The organism is Novosphingobium terrae, assembly GCF_017163935.1.
GTDB lineage: Bacteria > Pseudomonadota > Alphaproteobacteria > Sphingomonadales > Sphingomonadaceae > Novosphingobium > Novosphingobium terrae.
In genome coordinates, this window is the sequence record NZ_JABVZR010000002.1 from 1,932,319 (window position 1) to 1,957,739 (window position 25,421).

The 25,421-nt window shown below is 62.1% G+C and carries 23 protein-coding genes; 15 read left to right on the forward strand and 8 right to left on the reverse strand.

From position 1 onward, the window contains the following. Both HGK27_RS26460 and HGK27_RS26465 read right to left on the reverse strand, forming a co-directional pair. On the reverse strand, positions 1–1,269 hold the full coding sequence (locus HGK27_RS26460) for an MFS transporter (RefSeq protein WP_206243804.1): 1,269 nt from the start codon (positions 1,267–1,269) through the stop codon (positions 1–3). A gap of 132 nt (positions 1,270–1,401) precedes the next feature. Next, positions 1,402–1,980 carry an FMN-dependent NADH-azoreductase gene (locus HGK27_RS26465; protein WP_206243805.1) on the reverse strand — a complete coding sequence of 193 codons (579 nt, stop codon included), beginning with the start codon at positions 1,978–1,980 and terminating at the stop codon, positions 1,402–1,404. A 404-nt stretch (positions 1,981–2,384) separates the two neighbouring features. On the opposite strand from HGK27_RS26465, the gene HGK27_RS26470 reads away from it, so the two are divergent. After that, entirely contained in the window at positions 2,385–3,257 is an 873-nt protein-coding gene (locus HGK27_RS26470) for an oxidoreductase (RefSeq protein ID WP_206243806.1), read from the forward strand. A 51-nt stretch (positions 3,258–3,308) separates the two neighbouring features. Here the strand turns inward: HGK27_RS26470 and HGK27_RS26475 are convergent, their stop codons facing one another. Further along, a complete protein-coding gene (locus HGK27_RS26475; protein ID WP_206243807.1) occupies positions 3,309–3,914 on the reverse strand; it encodes a nitroreductase family protein in 606 nt (201 codons plus the stop codon). Positions 3,915–4,224: 310 nt separating this feature from the next. Between HGK27_RS26475 and HGK27_RS26480 the strand changes: the two genes are divergently transcribed. From HGK27_RS26480 to HGK27_RS26490, 3 genes are all read left to right on the forward strand, one after another. Then, positions 4,225–4,749, forward strand: coding sequence for a VOC family protein (locus HGK27_RS26480; protein ID WP_206243808.1), 525 nt, complete (start codon positions 4,225–4,227; stop codon positions 4,747–4,749). Between the two features lie 149 nt (positions 4,750–4,898). Further along, positions 4,899–6,197: an MFS transporter gene (locus tag HGK27_RS26485; protein WP_206243809.1), complete on the forward strand. Its 1,299-nt coding sequence runs from the start codon at positions 4,899–4,901 to the stop codon at positions 6,195–6,197. Positions 6,198–6,257: 60 nt separating this feature from the next. Beyond that, complete coding sequence (locus HGK27_RS26490; protein WP_206243810.1) at positions 6,258–6,635, forward strand: nuclear transport factor 2 family protein; 378 nt, start codon at positions 6,258–6,260, stop codon at positions 6,633–6,635. Positions 6,636–6,695: 60 nt separating this feature from the next. Here the strand turns inward: HGK27_RS26490 and HGK27_RS26495 are convergent, their stop codons facing one another. Continuing rightward, positions 6,696–7,187 carry a flavin reductase family protein gene (locus HGK27_RS26495; protein ID WP_206243811.1) on the reverse strand — a complete coding sequence of 164 codons (492 nt, stop codon included), beginning with the start codon at positions 7,185–7,187 and terminating at the stop codon, positions 6,696–6,698. 407 nt (positions 7,188–7,594) lie between these two features. Between HGK27_RS26495 and HGK27_RS26500 the strand changes: the two genes are divergently transcribed. The 3 genes from HGK27_RS26500 to HGK27_RS26510 all read left to right on the forward strand — a co-directional run bounded on the left by HGK27_RS26500 (position 7,595) and on the right by HGK27_RS26510 (position 12,708). After that, the gene (locus tag HGK27_RS26500; protein WP_206243812.1) at positions 7,595–8,830 is read left to right on the forward strand and encodes an acyl-CoA dehydrogenase family protein; all 1,236 of its coding nucleotides are present in this window, start codon (positions 7,595–7,597) and stop codon (positions 8,828–8,830) included. Positions 8,831–9,146: 316 nt separating this feature from the next. Then, on the forward strand, positions 9,147–11,540 hold the full coding sequence (locus HGK27_RS26505; protein ID WP_206243813.1) for a TonB-dependent receptor: 2,394 nt from the start codon (positions 9,147–9,149) through the stop codon (positions 11,538–11,540). A gap of 109 nt (positions 11,541–11,649) precedes the next feature. After that, positions 11,650–12,708 (forward strand): amidohydrolase family protein, encoded by a 1,059-nt coding sequence (locus HGK27_RS26510; protein WP_241127505.1) that lies wholly within the window; start codon positions 11,650–11,652, stop codon positions 12,706–12,708. Positions 12,709–12,786: 78 nt separating this feature from the next. Here the strand turns inward: HGK27_RS26510 and HGK27_RS26515 are convergent, their stop codons facing one another. Further along, complete coding sequence (locus tag HGK27_RS26515; protein WP_206243814.1) at positions 12,787–13,470, reverse strand: TetR/AcrR family transcriptional regulator; 684 nt, start codon at positions 13,468–13,470, stop codon at positions 12,787–12,789. Between the two features lie 691 nt (positions 13,471–14,161). Between HGK27_RS26515 and HGK27_RS26520 the strand changes: the two genes are divergently transcribed. The 6 genes from HGK27_RS26520 (at position 14,162) to HGK27_RS26545 (ending at position 20,526) form a co-directional block, all read left to right on the forward strand. Then, positions 14,162–15,355, forward strand: a complete 1,194-nt coding sequence (locus tag HGK27_RS26520) for an acyl-CoA dehydrogenase family protein (protein WP_206243815.1) — start codon at positions 14,162–14,164, stop codon at positions 15,353–15,355. Next, positions 15,282–16,271 (forward strand): alpha/beta fold hydrolase, encoded by a 990-nt coding sequence (locus HGK27_RS26525; RefSeq protein WP_206243816.1) that lies wholly within the window; start codon positions 15,282–15,284, stop codon positions 16,269–16,271. The genes HGK27_RS26520 and HGK27_RS26525 overlap by 74 nt, the downstream gene beginning before the upstream one ends. Positions 16,272–16,335: 64 nt before the next feature. Then, complete coding sequence (locus HGK27_RS26530) at positions 16,336–17,250, forward strand: VOC family protein (protein WP_206243817.1); 915 nt, start codon at positions 16,336–16,338, stop codon at positions 17,248–17,250. Positions 17,251–17,280: 30 nt separating this feature from the next. Continuing rightward, on the forward strand, positions 17,281–18,120 hold the full coding sequence (locus HGK27_RS26535) for a fumarylacetoacetate hydrolase family protein (protein WP_206243818.1): 840 nt from the start codon (positions 17,281–17,283) through the stop codon (positions 18,118–18,120). Between the two features lie 102 nt (positions 18,121–18,222). After that, positions 18,223–19,311, forward strand: coding sequence for an amidohydrolase family protein (locus HGK27_RS26540; RefSeq protein WP_206243819.1), 1,089 nt, complete (start codon positions 18,223–18,225; stop codon positions 19,309–19,311). A gap of 93 nt (positions 19,312–19,404) precedes the next feature. Beyond that, positions 19,405–20,526: an NAD(P)-dependent alcohol dehydrogenase gene (locus tag HGK27_RS26545; RefSeq protein ID WP_206243820.1), complete on the forward strand. Its 1,122-nt coding sequence runs from the start codon at positions 19,405–19,407 to the stop codon at positions 20,524–20,526. 207 nt (positions 20,527–20,733) lie between these two features. Here HGK27_RS26545 and HGK27_RS26550 read toward each other — a convergent pair whose 3' ends face one another. Continuing rightward, a complete protein-coding gene (locus tag HGK27_RS26550) occupies positions 20,734–21,627 on the reverse strand; it encodes an NmrA family NAD(P)-binding protein (RefSeq protein ID WP_206243821.1) in 894 nt (297 codons plus the stop codon). Positions 21,628–21,978: 351 nt separating this feature from the next. Beyond that, on the reverse strand, positions 21,979–22,134 hold the full coding sequence (locus tag HGK27_RS26555) for a hypothetical protein (protein WP_206243822.1): 156 nt from the start codon (positions 22,132–22,134) through the stop codon (positions 21,979–21,981). Positions 22,135–22,415: 281 nt separating this feature from the next. Between HGK27_RS26555 and HGK27_RS26560 the strand changes: the two genes are divergently transcribed. Next, positions 22,416–22,862: a DUF2721 domain-containing protein gene (locus tag HGK27_RS26560; RefSeq protein ID WP_206243823.1), complete on the forward strand. Its 447-nt coding sequence runs from the start codon at positions 22,416–22,418 to the stop codon at positions 22,860–22,862. 93 nt (positions 22,863–22,955) lie between these two features. On the opposite strand, the gene HGK27_RS26565 is transcribed toward HGK27_RS26560, so the two are convergent. Further along, positions 22,956–24,632: an FMN-binding glutamate synthase family protein gene (locus tag HGK27_RS26565; protein WP_206243824.1), complete on the reverse strand. Its 1,677-nt coding sequence runs from the start codon at positions 24,630–24,632 to the stop codon at positions 22,956–22,958. A gap of 188 nt (positions 24,633–24,820) precedes the next feature. Between HGK27_RS26565 and HGK27_RS26570 the strand changes: the two genes are divergently transcribed. Continuing rightward, positions 24,821–25,336, forward strand: a complete 516-nt coding sequence (locus tag HGK27_RS26570; RefSeq protein ID WP_206243825.1) for an RNA polymerase sigma factor — start codon at positions 24,821–24,823, stop codon at positions 25,334–25,336. The last annotated feature ends 85 nt before the right edge of the window (positions 25,337–25,421 follow it).

Genomic DNA, 25,421 nt, shown 5'->3' on the forward strand with positions numbered 1-25,421 from the left:
TCAGTGTGCGTGGCGCGTCTTCGAGGGCGCGCTCTCATGCAGGAAAAGGAAGGCGATCAGTCCCACACCCAGCCCGCCGATGGCCAGCCAGAAGATGGCGGCGATGCCGAAATGATGGGCCATGGCGCCCGCGATCATCGGTGAGATGCCGCCGCCGAAAATCTCGCCCACCGCGATCACCGTTCCGGTGGCCGTGGCGCGCAGCGGCACCGGCACCGATTCCATGGCCAGCGGCCCGGCAGTCAGGCTGATCAGGCCGGACAGGAAGCCGGAGGCCACCATCAGCAGGCCGAACAGCAGACCGGGATTGGGCCCGGTGTGTGACAGCATGATCAGCAGCGTGGCCACGATCAGAATGGCGACGATGGCGCAGGGCTTGCGCCCCAGCCGGTCCGACAGGGCGGGCAGGCCGACCGAGCCGAACACCGCACCAAAGCCCACCGAAGACATGATGAAGCCCATGGTCGCCGTCGGCAGCTTGAGCAGATCGACGAAATAGCTGGGCAGGAAGGCCGTGAGCACGATGATCGTGTTGAGCCATGCCAGCATGCCCAGCGCCGCCAGGCCAACGTTGCGGTACTTCAGCAGGTCACCGAAACGGGTCGGATTGACCTCGTCGGTCGGGGCGGGGGTGGCATGAGCATGCGGTTCGCGGATCACGCGCCACAGCAGGAAAGCCACGATCAGGCCTGGCGGCGAGGCAACCAGAAAGATGAAGCGCCAGTCGATCCAGTGCATCAGCTGAGTCACCAGAATGGGCGCAATGGCCAGACCCAGCAGCGGCGAGGCCATCTGATAGAAGCCAAGGCTGAGCCCCTTGCGGTCGGGCCGGGCGGCCTCCATCGTGGCGACCAGGCTGGGCGGGGCATAGGCGCCTTCGGCGATCCCCATCAGGGCGCGGATCAGGATCAGCGACAGGGCGCCGGCTGCCAGGCCGCTCAGGCCCACCAGCAGCGAGAAGCCCATCATCGCCGCGACCATCGTGCGTTTGCGTCCGAAACGGTCGGCCAACTGCCCGGCGACAAAGGCCGACAGGCCCCAGGTGATGGCCAGCGCCCCGGTGATCGTGCCCAGATCGGTGTAATCCAGTTTCAGCCCGACCATGATGACGGGGAACATCGGCAAGATCAGATAGCGGTCAAAGCCGACCAGCGCGAAACCAAGCGACAGCAGCAGGATCGAGCGCCATTCATAGGCAGTGTCCCAGGCGCTGTCGGCCACATCCGGGGATGCGGGGCGAGGGGCCGCCGATGCCAAATCATTGTACATGAAAATCAATCCTCTACCGCATGCGTTGAGCCGCAGGCCTGTTCGTCTTGTGCTTGGGCTGGTGGTGCCGGGGTCTGTGTTTCGGGATGATGGATCGGGGCACCGAGGATGGGATGGTGCCCCGATGCGGGCTCAAGCGGCAGGCTGGGTGACGGTGACGTGGCTGGCCTGAACCAGCGCATTGGCCACGGCGGCGGCGCGGACTTCTTCTCCGCGCGCCACGCCCTCGGCGATGATGAACTGCGGATCATAGATGCCGATAAAACCGAAGGCGGTGCGCAGCAGCTTTTCGGCGTGCTCATATTGCGCGATGGGCGACCCCTCGCCGTAGACGCCGCCGCGTGACAGGGCGACGATGATGCGCTTGCCTTTCACCAGACCTTCGGGCCCCTGTTCGGTGTAGCGGAAGGTGCGGCCCACGATCAGGATGCGATCGATCCAGGCCTTGAGCTGGGTGGGGACGGTGAAATTGTAGAAGCCGGCACCGATCACCACGATGTCGGCGGCCAGGAACTGGTCGAGCACGGCGGAGCCTTCCTCGCTGCCCAGATCGGCGAGGGTGAGATGGCCGAGCGGATCGGCGGCCAGATCGCGATAGGTGACATCCAGATCGGCGATGTCGGACTGCAGGCGTTCAACGATGGCGGCGGAAACGGTGCGGCTCACCGAATTGGCGCCCATGATGCTGGAATCGAGATGCAGAAGTTTCATGATGAAGGCTCCGGTTTGGATGAGTCGAGAGCATCAGAGGCGATGGCGCGAGCATCCGGAAAGAGGGCAGTTGTGTAGGAGCTGAGTACAATCAGGCATCGATCGCCGCTTTGTCGGGGCAGGCGCAAGATCATCCGAAAGAGGCTCTCCCGGTCGGATGGTGATGCCGTGTTGCGATTCAAAACTCTTGACTTGCCTGATGCTGGCTACCTATAAATTGACCCGTAGTCAATCACGGAGTTGGCACCCGGATCGACGACGCAGCTTCGGCGATCCACGCATCCTGACAGAGCAGCCAAGACCGGCGGTTTTGGCCCTGTTCCGGCCTTCCATATTTGCCCGAGCGATGCGTGAAAAAGCCCATGCTCACCCCAATCACCATCTTGCAGTCAAGGAGAGATGACATGACGGATATTACCAAGGCAGGCAGTTTCATGCTTGGCGATCGCACGGTCACGCGCATGGGTTATGGCGCGATGCAATTGGCCGGTCCGGGCGTTTTCGGCCCGCCGCGCGACCGGGCCAAGGCGTTGCAGGTGCTGCGCGATGCGGTGGCGGCAGGCGTCAATCATATTGATACCAGCGACTATTATGGGCCTCATGTCGTCAATGAGGTGATCAAGGAGGCGCTGCATCCCTATGCCGACGATCTGGTGCTGGTCACCAAAGTGGGCTTTTTCCGCTCGGACGATGGCAATTGGTATCCGGCCCAATCCGCGCAGGATCTGACCAAGGCGGTGCATGACAATCTGCGCAATCTGGGTGTCGAAAGGCTCGATGTGGTCAATCTGCGCCTGTTGGGCGATGGGCTGAACCCCACCGATGGATCGATCGAAGAGCGTTTCTCGGCCTTGGCGGCATTGCGCGATCAGGGGCTGATCCGGCATCTGGGGCTGAGCAATGTGACGCGGGGGCAGGTGAATGAAGCGCTGCAGATCGCCCCGGTCGTCTGCGTGCAGAACCAGTATAACATGATCCAGCGGGCCGATGATGCGCTGGTGGATGTGCTGGCGGCCAAGGGCATCGCTTATGTGCCCTTCTTCCCGCTGGGCGGATTGACCCCGATTCAATCCAGGGCGCTTTCGGCACTGTCGGCAAGGCTGAATGCTACTTCGCTGCAGGTGGCGCTGGCGTGGCTGCTGGCGCGTTCGCCCAACATCCTGCTGATCCCGGGCACATCCAACCCGGTGCATCTGGCTGAAAATCTTGCTGCGGCAGAGCTGGTGCTCTCCGAAGAGGTCATGGCTGAGCTGGACGGGATTGTCGCGGTGGCGTGATGAGCCTGGCGGACTCACTCCTTCCCGGATCATCCGGGAAGGGGCGGGTTCTCAGTCCTGAGGCAGCGTTCCGGCAAAAGCGAAAGCGCTGACGGGACGGCGCGGACTGGGGAATTCGCGCTCGCGCAGCATGTCGGGCAGGCTTTGCGGATCGCCCAGTCGCCCGACGGCGATGGCGGCCTCGATGTGATAACGGCTGCTGTTGCCGATCTGCTGAGTCGCCAGAACGCGGTCGAACCCGGCCATGGCATGGGTGTGGAGGCCCAGCGTGGTCGCCTGATGCGCCAGGGCGCCCCATGCGCTGCCGGTGTCGAAGCTGGCGGTGGTGGAGGGGATGAGGTCGCTTTGCCCCGGCAGCGTGACCAGCTTGTCTGACAGCACATACATCAGTGCCGAAGCATGCCGCGCCCAGCCCTGATTCATCGGCAGCAGCGACGCAAGTAACCCTTCGAAGTCAGGCGTATCGCGCAAGGCATAGACGAAGCGCCACGGTTGGGCGTTGAAGGCGGAGGGCGCCCAGCGTGCCGCTTCGAACAGCGAAAACAGCAGGCCTTCGGAGATCGACGAGCCGTCGAAAGCGCGTGGTGACCAGCGGTCAATATGAGTTTGCGCAACAGTATGATCGGCGATGCGCGGGGGCGGGGGTGAGGTGGTCATGATGAAGACTCCGGTGATGGGAAGGCCGGGCACAAAGCCGCCCGATCGGGCGCGCGCTCTGGAATGCCACAGCTGCTTCCTATGATCTGCCCTGCAGGTGCGCAAGTATTATTGACTGGAAATCAATTTTGCGACATGGTCTGTGCATAAGCAATCGGTCGAGGCGTGGTGCATCCGCGCAGCCATGGCTCGGCCCCGCGTGTTTCGGCGCGTTCCGAATGAGGATGTCCAGCATGATCGTCGCACTGACCGGCGCTTCACCGCGCTTTGGCGGTGAGGCGGCATGCATCGGCAAGCGAGGAAGAGTCTGATGGCCAGGCCTGTTAAATTGGCGCATGTCGTGTTTCGCACCAATCAGATGGAGGTGATGACGCGGTGGTACGCCACCGTGCTGGATGCCGATGTCGTGTTTTCCAGCGATTATCTCGTGTTTCTGGCCTATGACGATGAACATCATCGCGTCGCGCTGATCCATGGCGGCGAGCCGGTGGAGCCCGCGACAGAGCCGCGCGTCGGCTTTTATCATGCGGCCTTCACCTATGCCACGCTGCTCGATCTGCTCGATACGGGCAAGCGGCTGGAGGCGGCGGGTATCCTGCCATGGCGCACGATCAACCATGGTTTCACGATTTCATTCTACTATCGCGATCCTGATGGCAATGATCTGGAACTTCAGGTCGATCGTTTCGAGAACTCGGACGATGCCACGGCCTATATGAAGACTGCCGCCTTCAAGAAGAATTCGATCGGCTGTCTGATCGATCCGGAAGAGTTGCGCCGTCAATTGCTTGCCGGCGTTCCGCTTGATGCGGTGATGCGGCGTGAGGATGAGTGAACCGAAACGGGCGAACCATCTCCGTTCGGGGCTTTGGCACTGCACCAGCCCTGCCGGAAACGCATAGACATGCTTTGTGTGAGAGGACGTTCCTCCATGACCCTTTCCGTGCCGGTTGAGCCGGTTCAAACCACCCGGAACCTGCTCGCATGAGCGCCCCTCTGTCGGCGCGCGCAGCCGGGCCTCTGGATGCGCTGCCGCTCACCCTCTATCAGATCGCCATCATTATTTTTGCCGCTTTTCTGGCCATTCTCGATGGTTTCGATGCTTTCGCCATGGCCTTTGTGGCGCCGGTGGTCGCAGTGGCATGGGGTCTGAACAAGGCGGTGCTGGGTCTGCTGCTGTCGAGCGGATTTGCGGGCATGGCGCTCGGCTCTTTCTTGATTGCGCCGCTGGCCGATGTCTATGGGCGCCGCCCGATCGTGCTGGCATGTCTGGTGCCGATGGCGCTGGGCTCGCTGATCTCGGCGGCGGCGCCGTCCTTCGCGGTCCTGCTGGGATCGCGTGTGTTGACGGGATTGGGGCTTGGCGCGCTGATTTCGCTGACGACCTCGCTCGCTGCGGAGTTTGCCAATGCGCGATATCGGGCCTTTATCGTTGCGATCGTGGCGCAGGGGTTTCCGGTGGGGAACATTGCCTGCGGCCTGATCTCGGCAGCCTTGCTGAAATCGCTGGGCTGGCGATGGGTGTTTGTGACCGGGGGCGTGGCAGGCATTCTGCTTGCGGTGGTGCTGGCGGTGTTTCTGCTCGAATCCCCGGCCTATCTGCTGGCGCGCCGGGCGCCGCGATCACGCCTCAACGCCGTGTTGGCGCGCCTGGGCCATGCGCCTTCCGACGACATTGTCACCGTCCACGATGACGGCCAGGCCTCCTACCGAGCCTTGTTCGTGCCGGGGCTGGGTGCTGTTACGGTGGGTCTGATGCTCATCAACATCCTTCTGATGATGCCCAGTTTCTATCTGCTGAGCTGGTTGCCGCAATTCGTCACCAGCAGCGGCTTCACGCCGGAGCAGGCCAGCATTCTTGCCGCCATCACAGCCTCTTCCGGTGTGGTGGGCGGTCTGGCGATCGGGGCTTTGGCCGTGTCGGTCAGGCCGGTTGTGCTGGCTGCAGCCACCATGGTGCTGGCCGGAATTTTTATTGCGGTGGTGGGCGCGGCCCCACCCGATCTGACGGCGATGACCCTTGCCGCAATGGCCTTCGGCGTCTGTCTGGCGGGGGCAACCGGCGTGCTTTACGCGCTGATGGCCGAGGCTTTCCCGCCGCTGGCGCGGACATCGGGCATGGGGCTGGTGCTGGGGGCAGGGCGCATCGCCGGTGCTGTCGGGCCTGCGCTGGCCGGAGGGCTGTTCCTTGCCGGACTGCCTCGCGCCGAGGTTTCGGCCATGTTCGCGGTGGGGCCGGTGATGGCAGGGGTGATCCTGCTGGGCCTGAAAGCGCGCGGATGACCGCCATGGATTTCCCCTTTCGCGGGGAGGTTTTCACAATCGGAAAGAGACAGGTGCTTTATGAGTGACGGCAGACTTGAGGGTGTTCTACAGGCCGAAAAGGACCGGATTGCGGCGCTGCTGAGCAAGAATGTGGGCGGGGTGAAGGCGCTGCTCGATGAAAGTCTGGTGCATGTGCATACCACCGGGCGGTTGGAGGATTATTACAGCTATCTCGCGGGCGTCAGCGGCAATCTGGAGTTTCTGGAGATCAGCCGGGGGGATCTGACAGTGCGCTTCTTCGGCGATGCGGCGGTGATGACCGGACCGCTGGACCAGCGCATCCGCATTCTGGCGAATGGCGGGGAAATGGATCTGACCTCTTTTGCCACGCAGGTCTGGGTGCAGGCAGGCACTGGCTGGAAACTGGCGAGTTTTCACGCCTGTCGACGCGATTGATCGGGGATCTGTTTCTGCGGCATCGGGTTGAACCGGATGCCGCAGAAGCAGGCCAGAGCTTTATTCGCCCAGCGGTACATAGCGGCCATAGCCGCCACGGAAGAAAATCAGCGGTGTGCCGCTGTCGCCCGCACCCAGCGCGTCGACCTGCCCCAGCACGAAGAGATGGTCGCCGGCGTCGTGAAGCGCGTAGAGCGAGCAATCGATCCAGGCCAGCGACTGGTCGAGCACCGGCAGGCCGAATTCGGATTTGGCATGGCTGACGCCCTCGAACTTGTTGTCGATGCGTGAGGCAAAGCGGCGGCACAGCTCCTGCTGATTGTCACCCAACACATTGATGCAGAAGCGGTTCGCTGTGCTGATCCGCGCCCAGCTGCCCGAATTGCGCGCCGGGAAAAAGCCCACCAGCGGCGGATCAAGCGACACAGAGGTGAAAGAGCCGACGACCATGCCGGCCGGAGAACCATCCGCGAGCAGCGTGGTGACAATGCTGACGCCTGTGGGGTGATGGCCGAGCACATGGCGAAAAAGGGTGGGGTCCAAGGGAGACATGGGATCGGTCTGCTCCAGATGTTGAGGGATAGGGGATGCGTGCTGCCGGCCATGCCTGTGGCGGGGCGGTCTCTCATCGCCGCCTGCGCAGGGCATGGCCTTGCAGCTTGAGTGCGGTCAGCTTCTATGGCAATATTGACTATAAGTCAATTATAGAGTCGACAAGGTGCCTCGATCCGGCCAGGATCCGGACGATCATGAGTTGACTATGGGTCAATTTTTGATTAGGCTTGCAGCATAAGTCAAAACGGAATGGATTCTGTGGCCTTGTGGAGAGGCAGGCAAGAGGCGGATCGGCTCCGCAGTGATGCGCCCTTTGCAGGACATGCGTTGTATCAAGCATCTCGGCTTCAGCTCTGGCGTCTTTAAGACATGCGTCTGGCGGGCCGTTCTTGAAGGAAAACATAATGAACACGGATTTGGATGCATCTCTGGCGATCAAGCGCAGCCATGATGAGGGGCATGCCACACCCTCGCGCGAGGAGCTGATCGCCCGGGCCGAAGGGCTGCGTGACCTGCTGTGGGCTGGCGCCGCGGATTCGGACCGCAACCGCCGCCTCAATGACACCACGGTGGCGGCATTGAACGAGGCCGGGATCACCCGCCTGTTCACCCCCCGGCGCTTCGGCGGCTATGAGGCGGACAATCTCACCATGCTGGAGGTTACCATGGCGCTGGCCCGCGGCGATTCCTCGGCGGCCTGGGTGACGGGCATCGGCACGGCGGCGGCCTATATGGTCGGCCTGCTGCCCGAACAGGCGCAGGCCGATGTGTGGGGCGACAATCCGGGCGCCCGCATGAGCGCCGTTCTGGCGCCGACCGCCAAGACTGTCCCGGTCGACGGCGGCTATGAGGTGACCGGGCGCTGGGGCTATATGTCGGGCTGTCTGCATGCCGATTGGGCCTGGATTTCCTTCCCTGCGCCTGACATTCGCGGTCTGGCGATCGCTGTGGTGCCGCTCAAGGATCTGACGATCGAGGACACCTGGTTCGTCACCGGCATGCGCGGCACGGGCAGCAACACGCTGGTTTCGGACAAGCTCTTCGTGCCCTCGCACCGCGTCACCCCGCTGGTGGCCACCACCGAGGGTTATCCCGCCAATGTCGAGGCGATCCGCAGCGAAAAGCAGTCGCTCTATCGTTCCAGCTTCATGGGCGTGTTCCTGCTGTCGCTGGTCGGCGTGGTGATCGGCGAGGTGCAGGCCGCGCGCGACATTGTGATCGAGAAAGCGCCTTCGCGCGGGGTGACGACCAGCAAATATTTCAAACAGTCGGAATCCGTGGCTTTTCAGCTCGATCTGGCGGATGGCTCGGCCAAGATCGAGACGGCGGCCACGCTGGCGCGGGACTTGGCGCGCGAGATCGATGATTTTGCCCGGCGTGACGATTATCCCGATGATCAGCAGCGCGGGGCGCACCGGCTGAAATGCGCTCTGGCGCTCAAGCTGGCGCATGAGGCGATGGAAATCTTCATCAGCGCGCATGGCTCTTCAGCCTTTGTCGAGAGCAATCCACTCTCGCGGCTGTGGCGCAATGTGTCGGTGGCTGCGCGCCATGCCGGTTTCAGCTATCGCATTTCCGAAGAGGTCTATGGGCGGCTTGCGCTGGATCTCGATCCACGCACGGTCAGCGATATTCTGTGATTTTTTGAGAAATTCTCAGATTTTCAAGCATGAAGGTCGGGCCTTTCGCCCGCCTTCATGCCTGGCTGATCGCGTGACTGGCGATCCTGTTTCCATGACCTGACCTACGGGGCGTTGCACAGATGGCGGCGGTGGTTGTCCGAAGCCGCGGCAATCTTGCTTGACTTCCGGTCAGCCATGCCTGACTTCTAAATTTGACTATAAGTCAAAAATACTTTGAGTCGCTCTTACCCGGAACAGATGGCCGGCACCGCACCGGCTTATCGCAAGAGCGACTGCGACGGCCCAAGACAAAACATAATCGGGAGGATGACCAATGACACTCCGGTCCTATCTTTTTGCCACCACCATCTTCGCTCTGGTGCCCACGGTCGCCGCAGCGCAGGCCCAGCCCGCCACCAGCCAGACGCCACCACAAAGCGGCGCTGCTCCGCAGAGTGGTCTGGCGGAAATCATCGTGACGGCGCAGCGCCAGTCGGAAAGCTCGCAAAAGGCGGCTGTGCCGCTCAATGTGCTCCCGGGTTCGGCGCTGCTGTCCTCAGGCATCACCCAGGTTGATCGCCTCAGCAGCCTCGCGCCTGCCCTCTCGATCGAGCCGACCAACACCGGCAATCTGGTCTTTGTGCGCGGCGTCGGCAATTTCACGCTGGCGCCCAACAGCGATCCGGCGATCGCCTTCAACTATGATGGTGTCTATGTGGGGCGCCCCACGTCCACCACCGGAGTGTTCTATGACCTTGACCGCGTTGAAATCCTGAAAGGACCGCAAGGCATCCTCTATGGCCGCAACGCCACGGGCGGGGCGATCAATGTGCTGCCCGCTCAGCCCAAATTGGGGGAACTGTCAGCCTATGCCTCGGTGGGCTATGGCAATTACAACAATGTGCAGGCCGAGGGCGCGATCAACCTGCCGGTGGGCGATGATGGCGCGGTGCGCCTCTCGCTCTCGCGGTCGAGCCATGATGGCTATCTGTCGGACGGCACCTCGGATGAGAACACCTGGGCCGGGCGTTTTCAGGTCAAGGCGAAGCTGACCCCTGATCTGACTGTGCGGGTTGCCGCGGATTTCGCGCATAATGGCGGCTTGGGCAGCGGCATCGACTATCAGGGCGTCTATGCCGGCAGCGGGGCCAATTTCACGCCCTCGGGCATTCCGGCGGGCACGGGCGTCTATGCGCCTTCGGGTCAGTCCTATCTGACGGGCATGACCTATGCGCCGCTCGGCAATCATCTGCCTGCCCTGCCTGCGCCCTATCAGGACAATATGTTCTATGGCGTCAATGCCGAAATCACCTACAACACCGGGGTGGGCACGCTGACGGTGATCCCGGCATGGCGCAATTCGCACCTCAACTATATGGCCAGCGCGGGTTCCATTCCCTATTCGAATGTTGAAACCGACAATCAATACAGTTTCGAGGCCCGCTTTGCCGGAAAACGTATCGGTCCGGTCGATTATCAGCTGGGCTTCTATTACTACAATGAGCGCATCGATGCCCGCACCGCGCTCACCAATGGCAATGTCGGCAATTACGAGCAGCCGACGTACAAGACCTCATCCTATGCCGGTTTCGGGCGCGTCACGCTGCATGTCAGCGACCGTCTGCGGCTGGTGGGCGGCATGCGCTACACGCAGGATGACAAGCGTTTTAGCACCAACCAGATCACCTCGATCATCTCCTGTCTGGTGACGGTGGCCGGGCGCCCCTCCTGCCCTGCCGCGCCCACGGTGCCGCTGTTCACCGATCCCTCGCAACTTGGCTATGCCTTCCCGGCGACCTCCCCGGGGGCTCTGCCGATCTTCGTGAATGGCGCGCCGACCGGGGCGCTCAGCATCCGTAGCGATACGATCTACAACAATCTGCCGCTCAACAGCCATAAGCCGACCTATCGCGGCGCGGTGGAATTCGATGTCGCGCCGCGCTCGATGGCCTATGCCAGCATCGAGACGGGCTATCGCTCGGGCGGTTTTTCGGTTGCCACCGGTTTTGAAACCTATCAGCCTGAAACGATCACCGCCTACACCATCGGCGTGAAGAACCGCTTCTTTGGCAACCGGCTGCAACTCAATGTCGAGGGCTTTATCTGGGATTACAAGAACCAGCAGGTCACGCATCTGGGTGTCGATCTGGCCAGCCAGCTGGCCTTCTTCACGCAGAACATCGGCTCGTCCAGGATCAAGGGTGTCGAGGTGGACGGCAAATTGCTGATCACGCCAACCACGCTGGTGGGCACCGATATCCAGTATCTGGACGCCAAACAGAAGAATTTCACCTATCTGCAAGGCGCGGGCACCCCGCCGATCACCGGTTGCGGCGTGACCACGGGCAGCGGCGTCAATCCCTATCTGATCAACTGCAGCGGTTTGCCGGCCTATAACTCGCCGAAATGGACGCTGAATTTCTCGGGCCAGCAGACGATCAAGCTCAGCGATTACAAGGTGGTGCTGAGCGCGGACACGCAATATCGCAGCAGCCGCTACATCGGCTTTGCCTATCTGGCGCAGCAATTGGTGGGTCCGACCTGGACCACCAATGCCCAGATCCAGTTCGGCCCGAGCAATGATCGCTGGTCGATCGCGGGCTATGTGCGCAACATCGAAAATCAGCGTATTCCGGTCTATTCCACGCAGGGCGGCACGGCGGGATTGCTGGTGGAGGGCACCAGCGCGCCGCGCACCTATGGCGTGCGCCTGACGGCCAAATATTGAGCGATGCGGCGCGGCTGCCCCCAGCCGCGCCAGTTCTGGAGAAGAGGACAGGATGCAAGAGCACCATCATTCCAATCCCCTGGCAGCAAGCCGCAGGGATGTCGCGCAGATGTTGGCGGGTGCCGCCTTTACGGCGCTGCTGCCGCTTCAGGCACGGGCAGCTGATGCGCCGGGCGCGGCCGGTGCCGCCACTGTGCGGCAACGGATCGACCTGCACCATCACTATCTGCCAAACTTCTATCGCGCGGCGCTGGTGGCCGCCGGTCAGGACCACGCTGACGGCATCCACGCCCTGCCCGAATGGAGCGAGGCGGGCATGATCGCCATGATGGATGATCTGGGGATCGAGCGCGCGATCCTTTCCGTGGTGTCGCCGGGGGTGAATTTTGGTGACAATGCTGCGGCGCGCCGTCTGGCCAGGCAGGTCAATGAGGAAGGTGCGCGGCTGGCGAAGGCTCATCCGGGGCGGATCGGCTTCTTTGCCTCGACACCCTTGCCCGATGTGGAAGGGGCGGTGGCCGAGGTGGCCTATGCGCTCGATCATCTGGGGGCCTCCGGGGTCATTTTCCAGACCAATTTCAACGGGATCTATCTGGGCGATGCGCGGCTGGAGCCGGTTTATGCCGAACTCGACAAACGCAAGGCGGTGCTGTTTCTGCATCCCACCTCGCCCAATGTGTCCTGCGGTTGCGGGGCCGATGGGCACAATCACGTCGGGGAAGGCTTGAGCCTGGGCTATCCTGCGCCACTGATCGAATTCATCTTTGAAACCACCCGCAGCGTCACCAATATGGTGCTTTCGGGCATGCTCACCAAATATCCCAGTGTGCAGGTGCTGGTGCCGCATGCCGGGGCAGCGCTGCCCATTCTGGCGAGCCGGATCGATGTGGTGGCATCGATGCAGGGGAAAGGGCCTCAGCCGTCCATGCGCGATGCCTTGAAACGCTTCCATTTCGATCTGGCGGGGATGCCGGTGCCCGATATGCTCTCGGCGCTGCTGCATGTCGCCGATCCCGCGAAGATCCACTATGGCAGCGATTGGCCTTACACGCCAGTGGGCGCTTGCCGTGCGCTGGCCAAGGCGCTGGATGAAACGCCGCTGCTCTCACCCGAGATGCGGGCCAATGTCATGTATCGCAATGCCGAAGCGCTGATCGGCAAGGTTTGACAGTAAGAGGCAGGGCCGTAACCGGGTGACCATATTGCCCGGCTGCGGCCCTGTTGTGCTGTGGAGCGCCGGGAGCGGTCAGAGTTGGGTGATGCGCTTGCTGCTGCGTGTCGCGCTGCGACGCGGTGGTGCGCTTGGTGCCTTGGGGGCGTCAACCTCGGCCTTGTCACGCGCGCCGATCAGCAGATGCGACCGGCTGAGCGTTTCATGGAACAGCTCGACGCAAAGGTCGATCACGCCATCAGCCGAAATGTCGGGGTTTTCGATCCAGGCGAGCAACAGCTGATCCATCAGATCCAGCCATGCCCGGCAGACCAGCTTGTCGACCGTGGTGGGCTGCGAGGAAGAGAAGAAGCTGAGCAGCAGCAGCACGCCCTGACGGCGCGAGGTTTCCGAAACGGCGATGATCTTGGCATGAGTGCTGCCGCGCATCTGATAGGTATGGGCCTCACCGCGCTGGCGGAAGACCTCCATGTGCATTTCGATGAATTTGCGCAGCCTTTGTTCAGGGGATCCCGAAGCGGTGGCCAAGACGCGGCGTTCCTGAAGTTCGGCAACGAATTGCGAGTAAACCTCGACATAAAAATCGAGTTTCGTCTTGAAATAATGAAACAGCAGCCCGTGAGCGACACCTGCAACCTGCGTGATCTCCTCCACGGAGACGCTGTCGAAGCTGTGATCGAAGAACAGCTTCGCCCCGGCTTCCAGAAGCTTGGCACGCGTGATCGCGGATTTTGAGTCGGTTGCAATTTTCTTGGGCATTCCTTGCGTGTAAGCTCTGTTGCGCTTTGCAGCCACACAAAAATTGCCCTGCTGCGTGAAAATGGCATAACCGGATATAATAGAAGCATTTTTTCTGCTGCGAAGCAGTCGCGGCACCGGCGGTTGGCCAGAGTCACAGGGCGTTCCTGTATTTTCTTTATTGACTATGGGTCAATTTTGTCATAGTCCGATCATCAGAGATGCAGGGGAGCAAGCTGATGGCGTAGCCGGGCGTCACACCTCACGTTCAGGTGGTGAAGGCCCGGAGCAGCGATCTGCTTCTTTCATATCTGCCAGGTAAAAGAGTCTTGAAAACAACAAAGACCGTGGGACGAAGTGATTTTCGGAACACCGGATCAAAATGATGATAAAACAGGAGAAGGAACTGAGAGGCGTCAGATGCTTTCAAGAAAGCTCCTGAGGCACTGTAGGTTTGGCCTTGGTTCTCGATTGCGTGTTGGCCATCCACACATATTCTCTCTTTGAACGCAGAACTGTCCTCGCATCGGCGAAGGGTGCGGAGTCTTATGCTCCGAATGCTTTGCCCGGGTGATGGGATCGCTTTTCCTCCCTCCATCCCACGTCGCATCGTTCACGCCTCTCGACGGCGATCGAGAGTTTGTGAGCGCGACGGACGGCCAAGTTTTCATGCGTATCCGCGCAATATCCCTAGTCATAAAGGTGGTGGCACATGAGTAAGACCCACGCAGTGCAAAGTTTCCGTCCGGACTTTGTTGCCGTGGCGCGTTCGCTAAGGCCTTTGCTCGCGGAGCATGCCGCGCAGGCTGAACGCGACAGGCGGGTGCCCGATGTGGTGATCGATGCCATCGATGCGGCGGGCCTCTTCCAGATGGTGAAGCCGCTGCGTTCGGGCGGCGGTGGCTGCACCCAGATCGAGATGCTCGAAGTGCTGGCGGAGCTGGCCAAGGGCTGCATGTCCACCGCCTGGGTTGTCGGCTTGCTGTGCGGCGTGACGGGGCTCGCCGGCTGCATGGCGCCTGCCATTCGCGATGCGATCTTCCTCAACGGCGATGAGCGCGTCTTCGGCGTCACCAGCCCCACTGGCGTGGCGACGCGCGTGGCCGGCGGGTACACTGTAACGGGCAGCTGGGGCTATGCCTCGGGCTGTCTGCATGCCGATTGGGCGGTTCTGGCGGTGCGCCTGGCCGATGCCGGTGACGGCCCCGAAAGCGTGGCCTTCGCCTTCCTGCCGGTCAGCGCGCCGGGGGTGACGATCAAGGACACCTGGCATGTGGCCGGTGTGGCCGGATCGGGCAGCAACACGGTCATGCTGAACGAGACCTTCATTCCCGAGCATATGGTGGTCAACCCCGCCCTGCGCAACGCCTGGCTGACCGAGGCCATGATGGAGCCGCGTGACCGCTGGGTGGATGAGGTTTCGGTGCCGCTGGGCGTGATCGGGCCGTCGATCGGTGCGGTGGAGGCGATGCTGGAGATCGTTACCACCGGGATCAACAAGAAGACCGTCACCCACTGGAAATATCCCGTGCAGAGCGACTCTCAGGTGCTGCTCGAACAGCTGGGGCTGGCGCGCATGGAGGTGGAATCGGCCTGGCTCCATCTGGGCCGCGCGGCGGCGACCAGCGATGTCATCGCCCAGCAGCGCCCGGTGACCGGCGATGAAAAGGCGCAGGGGCAGGCCGATTGCGGCTATGCCACGCAGTTGATCCGCTCGGCTGCTGATCGTTTGCTGAACATTGCCGGATCTTCGGCTTTTGCCACGGCCAATCCGCTCCAGCGCTTCTGGCGGGATCTGAGTGTCGGCACACGCCACGCCTTTATCAATGCCCATGCCTCGCTGGAGCTTTACGGTCGTATCTCAGCCGGAAAGCCGTCCAACAACATCCAGTTCGATTATCAATAAGGATCGCATCATGACCGCGACTGCACTTCATCCCAAGGACAATTACCGCAGCATCTGGATGTATCTGTACAACGTTCCGCATGAAGTGAAATTTATCGATGCCGGAGGGATCAACACCCGCTATTTCGTCGCGGGTGACAAGGATGCGCCGCCGCTGGTCATGCTTCACGGCACGGCGTCGAGCTTTGAAACTTTCTGCGCCAATATTCCTTCGCATGCCAAGCATTTCCGCATCTATGCGGTTGATCTGGTCGGCAACGGGTTCAGCGACAAACCCGATGTGCTCTACAAGGCGCCGGTGTATGTGAAGCATGTGAAAGACTTCATGGCGGCGATCGGCCTGACGCGTGCTTCGTTCATGGGGGTTTCGCTCGGCTCTTTCGTGGCGGCGAAGCTGGCGCTGGATTCCCCGGCCATGGTGGACAAGATCGTCATGGCCTCGCCCTTTGGCCGCACCTTGCCCGAGCCGACCGGCGAACCGACCAAGCTGGATGACATGCGCGCCGCGCGTCAGCGGATTGTCGAAGATCCCAGCTGGGATTCGATCAAATCCGCATTCGTGCCGCTGATCGCTGACGAGGAAAACCGCATCGACGATCTGGTCGCCATCCGTCAGGCCATGTATTCTTTGCCGGGCATGGTGAAGACCATGGCGAACATCTGGGATACCTATGAAGCTAGGGTGTTCAACGAAAATGCGCTTGACGAAGCATCGCTGCGCGCAATCCAGTCGGAAACGCTGATCATTTCGTGCAGTGACAGCGAGGATGAGTTCCTCGTCAATTCCAAACTGTACGAAGACTATATCCCTAACAGTGTTCTGGTCGACATCAAGAAGTCGTCGCACTGGCCGCATTGGGAGCAGCCGGACGAGTTCAACGCGGTCAGCCTCAAGTTCCTGACCGCAGGGATGTAAGAACCGGCATGCGGCAGGGCCTTGCTGCCCTGTCGCTCCGCCCACACGATGGGGAGTAACACGCATGGTCGAGAGAATTAAGCTGGCCTATGTGGGGGCGACGGGCGACATCGATGCCTGGCGCAAGTTCGGCGCGGAGATCCATGGCCTGCAGATCGTGCCCTATGACACGGGCAAGGGCATCAAGTTCCGCATGGATGAGAAGTTCTGGCGCATTGCCGTTGAGCCGGGCGCGCCGGGCTTCAGCTATCTGGGGCTGGAGCTGGAAACGCCGGAATCCTTCGAAGCCACCGTCGAGCGTGTGCGCGCGGAAGGCATCGAGATCGCCGAGGATGCCGCTCTGGCCCGCCAGCGCCATGTGAAGCGCGCCGTGCGTTTCACCGGACCGCATGGTGTGGTGATCGAGCTGTGCTATCAGCTGATGGACGCCACCGAGGATTTCGTCTCCCCCACCGGCGCGCGCTTCCTGACGGGTGAGCATGGCATGGGCCATTTCGCCATGCGTGTGCCCGATCTGGAGAAGAGCAAGGACTTCTTTGTGCGGGTGCTGGGCATGCGGCACACGGATTCACTCTATTGGCGCGAAACCGACACGCGCGATGATGAGCCTGATCGGCTCGGCCATTTCCTGCGTGGCAGCGGGCGGCATCATCTGCTGGCGATGTTGGGTGTGCCCGGTGCTGGCGGCATTCACCATATCTCGCTGGAGGTCGACCGTCTGGTCACCGTGGGCCGCGCGTGGGACAAGGTGGAGGCCGGGGCCGCGCCCGTGCTGATGACCATCGGCCAGCATGCCAATGATCCCTGCGTTTCCTATTACTGTGTCTCGCCCTCGGGCTTTGCCTTTGAATATGGCTGGGAAAACGCCATCGTCGATGACGAGAGCTGGACCCCCACCACATGGCTGGGCCGCGATCTGTGGGGCCATAAGGACGGCGGCGGTACGGTCGAGTCCCTCTATGCGGCGCCCAAGGACTGAGCATTTTTCTCTTTTTCAGGACGAACAACAATGAAACTTTCCAGAATTGCGCTGGACGGCAAGCCGGGCGTGGCCATTTCCTCGGATCAGGGCGTGCGCGTGCTGGCCGGGGCCGATCTCGACACGGCCGTAGCGGGTGGTGAGGCTGCGCTGCGCGAGCTTCATGCCACAGTGGAGCGTGACGGCGTGTCGGTATCGGAAGGCGATCTGCGCTTTCTTCCGCTGCTGGACCGCTCGCGCAAGATCATCTGTCTGGGGCTGAACTTCTTCGATCATGCCTCGGAAACGGGCAATGCCAAGCCCGCTTTCCCGGTGATCTTCGGCCGTTTCGCCTCCAGCCTGATTGGCCATGAGGCGGCGATGATCCGCCCCAATCTTTCCGACAAGCTGGATTTCGAGGGCGAGATGGCCGCGATCATCGGCACGGCGGGCAAGGACATTCCGGTCGATAAGGCGCTGGATCATGTGATCGGCTATTCGGTGTTCAATGACGGGTCGCTGCGCGATTACCAGATGATGACGCCGCAATGGATGCCGGGCAAGAATTTCGATGCCACCGGCGCTTTCGGCCCATGGCTGGTCAGCGCGGATGAGCTGCCTGCGGGCGGTGCCGGTCTGATGCTGGAAACGCGCCTCAACGGCGAGGTTGTCCAGCGTGCCTCCACCAGCGACATGATCTTCGATGTGGCCAACACCATTGCGCTGCTCTCCACCTTCCTGACCCTGGAGCCGGGCGATGTGCTGGTGATGGGCACACCCTCCGGCGTGGGCGCCGCGCGCAAGCCGCCTCTGTTCATGAAGCCGGGCGATGTCGTTGAGGTGGAAATCGAGCGCATCGGCCTGCTGCGTAACCCGATCGTGGCGGAATAGAGACGAACCGATCGCGAAAAAGCATCTGAGGCCGATTTTCGGATTATAGTGGGCCGCATGGCCGGCGATACGATCCGGCACACACACAAGAGAGGGTTAGAGATGGGTGATACCGCCAAGCGCCGTCCGGGGATCGATTATCCCCGCATCGCCACCGAGGAAGCCTTCCTGACGCCTGAATTGCGCGAACTGTACTGGCATTTCTGCAAGAATCTGGCGGAAACCCCCGACACGGCGATTGCCATGCGCCCGCAAAGCGCACCGGGCAGCCCGCTTGCGGCCAGATTGCTCGATTTCGATGAGCAGCGCCTGCAGGATATGGATGCCAATGGTGTAGCCGTGCAGATCCTGTCGCTGACCTGCCCGGGCGTGCAGATCTTCCAGCCTGACGTGGCGAGCGAACTCACACGGCTTGCCAATGATCAGCTCGCCGATGTGATCGCCCGCCATCCCACGCGTTTTCGCGGGCTGGCCGCCGTCGCGCCGCAAGCCGCCAAGGATGCCCCCGCCGAAATGGAGCGGGCCATCAACAAGCTCGGCCTCAACGGTTTCATCATCAATTCGCATACCAATGACGAATATCTGGATGACCGGAAATATTGGCCGGTGCTCGAAGCGGCGCAGGCGCTTGACCGGCCCATCTACATCCACCCGCGCGGTGCCTCCAAGCAGCTGGCGGGGGCCTATGATTTCGGCAATCTGCTCGGGCCGCTCTGGGGTTTCAATGCCGAGGTCAGCACGCATGTTGTGCGCATGATCTATGCCGGAGTGTTCGATCAGTTTCCGGACCTCAAGATCGTCATCGGCCATATGGGGGAGACCATCCCCTTCTACCTGTGGCGCTGCGACTTCGGTTGGGAGCTGGGGCACAAGCTGCCGGAGGGCAAGTTCAGCAAGGCCTTCCGCCGCAATGTGGCGATCACCACCAGCGGCGCGGCGGATTTCGGCACCGATCACGCCCCGGCAGAACCTGCGCTGCGCTGTTCGATCGAAACGATGGGCGCCGACAACATCATGTGGGCGGTCGATTACCCTTATCAGGCGACGGCGCCGGCTGTGACCTTCCTCGACAAGGCGAACATCTCCGAGGAGGATCGCGAGAAAATCTACTGGCGCAATGCCGCGCGCATCTTCCGCCTGAACCTCGACAATGTGCCGGGCACCACGGATCACCAGACGACCACCGCCTGAGCTTTGCCATCTGACAGGCCGGATCGGCATGGCCGTCGCAAGCCCAGGACTGCGGCAGCCATATCCCGGCTACCCCCTTTTTCCGGAGGTCTTATGACCAGCGCATCCCCCCGTGACATCGTTGCCGCCGTTGTGCGCCAGGCGGGCGGCCCCTTTCTGCTGGAACCGGCTTTGCTGCGCGGGCCCAAGCCCGATGAGGTGGTCGTTCAACTGGTGGCGACGGGTCTGTGCCATGCCGATATTCTGGCGCGTGATCAGCATTATCCTGCGCCCTCGGTGCCGCTGGTGCTGGGGCACGAAGGGGCGGGCATCGTGGTGGAGAAGGGCAGCGCCGTCGATCATCTGCAGGTCGGCGATCATGTGGTGCTCAGCTTTGCCTATTGCGGTGCCTGCGGCGCCTGCGAGAGCGGCGGGCGCGGCTATTGCGACCATTTCACCGAGCTGAACTTCGGCGGTTCAGACGAACATGGCCATACGGCGATCACCGATCCTGCCGGAAACCCGTTGCATGATCACTTCTTCGGGCAGTCCTCCTTCGCCACTTATGCGGTGGTCAATCAGCGCTATGCGGTCAGCGTGTCCAAAAGCGTGCCGCTGAACATTCTGGGGCCTTTGGGCTGCGGGGTGCAGACGGGGGCCGGATCGGTGCTGCGCTCGCTGGATATGGCGCCGGGCAGCAGCTTTGCGGTGTTCGGCGCGGGGGCGGTGGGCCTCAGCGCCCTGCTCGCTTCGCAATTGCGCGACCCCAGAGCAACCATTGTGGTCGATATCGTGCCCGAACGGCTGGAATTGGCCAGGGAATTGGGCGCGACCCATGTGATCGATGGCCGCTCGGCCAATCTGCTGGAGGCTTTGCGCGATCTGTCGGGCGGCGGGGTGGATGTCGCGCTGGACACCACGGGCAATTCGCAGGTGATCGAACAGGGCATGCAGGCTTTGGGCAAGCGCGGTTCGATCGGGCTGGTGGCGGGCGTGCCGGGCGGCAGGGCCAGTTTCGAAATCCTTCCGTTTTTCCTGCGCGGCTGCACCATCCGGGGCATCATCGAGGGCGACAGCATCGCCGAAAGCTTTATCCCTGAACTGCTGGAGCATTATGAAGCGGGGCGTTTCCCCTTCGACAAGCTGCTGAGCTTCTATCCCTTCGAGGGCATCAACCAGGCCGTCGAGGATGCGCTGAGCGGCAAGGCGATCAAGCCGGTGCTGACCATCGGCTGATCTTTCCAACCTCTCCCATTCACCCTCTCCCCCTATGGCTGCGCGCACCGATCTCCCCCGGTGACGCGCAGCTTTTTTATGCGCGTTTGGCGCTGGGGAAGGGGCGCGAAAAAAAAACGCGGTGCGGACCCAACCCATGATCCACACCGCGCTTAAGTCTGGCCTGTGTTCAGGCCCCCATGTTCTGTTCTACGGTGTGTTCTGTTGTTATGCCGCGCGCTCCAGCTTCTTGCCGGCCAGGAAGGCGGCGTAATGCTTGCGCGCGAAATCCTCGATGGTGCTGGGCTCGCGCTTCAGCAGCCAGCGCAGCACATTGACGCTGCCGACATGATCATGCTCGCTGTAGAATTTGCAGATCTGGCGCACGATCCGGGCTTCCTCGGGGATGGAATTCAGATCGACATCACCGAACCACATTTTCGCCCAATTGTCCGGGGTGATCTCCTCGACAGCCACCGGCTTGCCCGTCACTTTGGCGACGGCATCGGCCACATCCTGCGCGGTGAGCCAGCCGGCGCTGCACAGCTCATAGGTGGCGCCGAAATGATCGCCGCCGTTGATCAGCACATCGACCGAGACATCGGTCACATCGTCAAGATCGACCATCGACATCCGCCGGTCGAGCGACCAGGCCTGCTTATGCACACCATCGCGGAAGGCGGGCAGCAGCTCGAAGGCGGTCATGTAATTGGCCGGTTGCAGGATGGTGTAGTTCAGGCCCGAGGCGACCAGCCGCTCCTCCACATCGCGCTTGAACTGATGCTGGAACAGGCCGGTGGAAATGGCATGCAGCACCGAGCTGAAGACGAAATGGCCGACGCCCGCCGCCACGGCGGCATCGACCATGGCGATGCCCAGCTCACGCTCCTGCCGATGGCCGGTGGGGTTGAGGTAATAGACGCCCTGAATACCGTCGAGCGCCCGGGCCATCATGGAGGGTTCGAACAATTCGCCGATCAGCACCTCCTGCACGCCCAAGGCGCGCAGGCTTGCCGCCGATTCCTCGGAACGCACCACGCAGCGCAATGCTGCGCCGGCGGCCAGCAGTTTGGGGACGAGCAGTTTGCCTTGATTGCCATTGGCAGCGGTGACGAGCAACATGGATGACCTCTCCTCTTATGTCGCGGGAAGGGCGGGGCCCATGACGCAGGGCTGCAAAACGTCCCATTCCCGAAGCGATGGCGCCTTGATCGTTGAAGACCGGCGCAGCCTATCAAAAATTGACTTTGAGTCAATATTTGATGCGACGTCTCGGTCCAGGTGCCCACAGGCATCATATGCAGCGGGCTTTTCCGCCCATCGAGCGGGCGGTGGCCGTCGATGACAGCCGCAGCAGCGCCTTGCCCTATCCTGTGGCGTGATGGTCAGGGTGTCGGGTCGCGGAGGAGGAGGGAACAGCTTTCGCGAAAGGGCGGTTGTGCGCGGGGATGGCCTCTTTGTTCGCTGATCCGCTCAGGCCTCTATGCCAAGGAGGGCGTTGGCCTTTCGCTCCAGCAGGTCGGCCCGCAGCCGGTGCCGGTCAGCCTCGGGAGAAACGCCATCACCGGCTTTTTCCCGCGCTTCGCTGGCCAGCAAGCGGTAATAGGCTGCGTCGATCTGGTCGAACATCGACATTCCTTTCCTGGCCGTCACCTGAGCGCCTCGCCTTAAACTCTCCGGCATCGGAATGTTTCCCGGTGACAGCAGACAGGGCCCCACATCACCGCGATGTGATCGGGCTGCATCAGGCCTTGTCAGCAGATCGGCGCCATGACCGATGTCAAATTTACGAGCCTTGCCATCGGGCGCGATGGAACCTTGACCACGCGACCCTGTTCGCTGACCATGGTCCAAGTGAGACGCTTGCCTGTGGGATGCCGCTCCAAATGCTGATTTTTCAAAGTCTATTTATGCCCGCGACGCCGCCGCTGGCTGTCGATGCCGCAGCTCATATCGTTCAACTGGCGTTGACGCCGATCTTCCTGCTCACCGGCATTGCCTCTTTGCTGAACGTGTTTTCCACGCGCCTTGGCCGGATTTCCGATCAGGTCGACAAGCTGGACGCTGAAGAAAAGCGCAGCCCGCGCCGGCTGGCGCGTCTACGGCTGCGCTCCCGCACGCTGGATTTCGCGGTTCTGCTGGCCGCCATCGCGGGCGCTCTGACCTGCGCTGCGGCGATGACGCTGTTTGTCGGCGAGATCAAATCGGCCGGTGCGGGGCGCCTGCTGTTCACCCTTTTCGGTGGAGCGCTGGCCTGCTCGATCGCGGCTTTGGCGGCCTTCAGCATCGAAATGATCCTGGCCGGACGCGGGACGCGGGAACGCGCCGAGGAGGATGAGGAAACCCCTCCGCAATAGCGGCAAACGCCGGGTGACCATTCTCAAACGCGTCTCTTGTCCAGTCAGATTCGCCTGCTCCGCAGCTGATTGAGCAGCCGCCGGGATGAGGCATCAGGCATGCGCCAGCCCCGCCGCGATATCATCCGATTGGCCCGTCGTCGCCCCGGGGCCGAAGGTCGGGCCGCCCTCGGGCTCGCCGAGCGGATCGAAGCTGTCGGCCCGGGCACGGCGCCATTCGTCGCCCAGTTCGTCATGCATCTCGCCGCGCAGCAGCGCGCCGTGTTCGACGCGGGGATAGAAGGCATCGCCGCGCAGCAGGGCGCCGCTCTGATGGCGGATATGCAGGTGCCAGGGTTTCAGATCATGCGGATGGGTGAGGCCCACCGAACCCAGCATCTCGCCCAGCGCGCGCACCGTGTTGCGGTGGAAATTGGCAACGCGCGGCGCCTTGTCCTCCACCACAAGCGCGCGCTGGCGGAGCGCGTCCTGCGTGGCGACGCCGGTGGGGCAATGGTTGGTGTGGCAGCTGCGTGACTGGATGCAGCCCACCGCGAACATGAAGCTGCGCGCGCAAAGCGCATAATCCGCGCCGATGGCGAACACCCGGCAGAAGTCGAAGGCCGTCACCAGCTTGCCGCTGCAGCCCAGACGGATGCGGTTGCGCAGCCCCGCGCCGACCAGCGCATTGTGCACGAAGCACAGGCCCTCATTGAGTGGCAGGCCGATATGGTTGCTGAATTCGGCGGGCGCGGCACCCGTGCCGCCTTCGCCACCATCGATGACGATGAAATCGGGGGTGATGCCGGTTTCCAGCATCGCCTTGATGATCGCCAGAAATTCATAACGATGGCCCACAGCCATCTTGAAGCCGATGGGCTTGCCATCCGACAGCTCACGCAGATGGGCGATAAAGCGGATGAATTCCAGCGGCGTGCCAAAGGCGCTGTGCGCGGCGGGCGAGACGCAGTCGCGATCCATCGGAATGCCGCGCGTTTCGGCGATTTCGGCAGTGATCTTGGCCTGAGGCAGCACGCCGCCATGGCCCGGCTTGGCGCCCTGGCTCAGCTTTAGCTCGATCATCCGCACCTGCGGGTCGAGTGCCTGACGGCGGAACGCCTCGGGGTCGAAGCGGCCATCGGCGGTGCGGCAGCCGAAATAGCCGGTGGCGATCTGCCAGATCACATCGCCGCCATGCTTGCGGTGATGCTTGCTGATCGATCCCTCGCCGGTGTTATGGGCAAAGCCGCCCATCTTCGCGCCCAGATTGAGCGCCATGATGGCATTGGCGCTCAGCGCGCCGAAGCTGGTCCCAGAAATGTTGAGCACCGAGGCATCATAGGGCTGGCGACAGTCCGGCCCGCCGATGGTTACGCGGAAATCGTGACTTTCCAGATCCTTGGGCTTCATCGAATGCGAGATCCAGCCATAGCCCACGGCATTGACATCCTTCACCGTGCCGAAGGGCTGGGCATCATGCACATTCTTGGCGCGGCGATAGACCAGCGCGCGATGCTCGCGGCTGAAAGGCACCGGATCGCGCTCATCCTCGATCATATATTGGCGCAGTTCGGGGCGGATCGATTCCAGAATGAAGCGCATATGGCCGATGACGGGATAGTTGCGCAGGATGGCATGGGTGGGCTGCATCAGATCGTGGATGCCCACCAGCAGCAGCGGCACCAGCACTGCCAGCGGCAGCGCCCACCATGGGTTGAGGAGGAAAGCCAGCCCCAGACAGGCGACGGTCAGCACGCCAATGAGCTGAAGCACGAAGTAGCGTGTGATCATGCCGGTCACCTTTCAGGCAGGTTGCTGCGGGGTAGAATGCAAGGCGGGCACTCTAGGACAGGCCTGTGACGTTTGAACGACGCCCGGCAAGGCCGCGCCGGAAGGCCTCACGCCGTTCACCGGCAGGTTGCCGGGCCCTCCGAACGCTGTTGCGATTTATTCGCAAAATGGGCTAGGGCAGGCCAGTCATGCCCACCAATGCGATCGCCCTGACGCGCCTCTTGCTGAGTGAACGCCTGTCGCTGTTGCGGCTGGCGCTGCGCATCGTGGGGACGAAACCGGCGGCCGAGGATGTCACCCAATCCCTGTGGCTGCGGCTTCAGCATATTGAGGATGACCCGCCGATCGCCAACAAGCGGGCCTATCTTTACCGGCTCGCTGCCAATCTCGCCACGGATCATCTGCGGGCCAGTCGGCGCCATGATGCGCTGTTCGATGCCGCTGCAGAGCCTGTCGATGTCTCCTCGCAGGCGCCATCGGCGGAGCGCAGCCTGCTCGACCGTGAGCGTCTGGCCCGCTTCGAGGCGGCGCTGGAGGAGTTGCCGCTGCGCTGTCGGCAGGTCTTTGTGCTGCGCCGCATCGACGGCCTGCCGCCCGCCGAGGTTGCGGAGCGGCTGGGCATTACGGTCAATGCCGTGGCCAAGCATGTCCGCATCGCGCTGCGCCATTGCCACGCCAGGATGAAAGACGACGCCGAGGCATGATCCGTTTTTTTGCCCTTCGTCAGTCCCGATTCCCCGGGCTCACGCGTCATGGAGTCAGAAGGCCTGTCGTGTCGGCGGTCCGCCG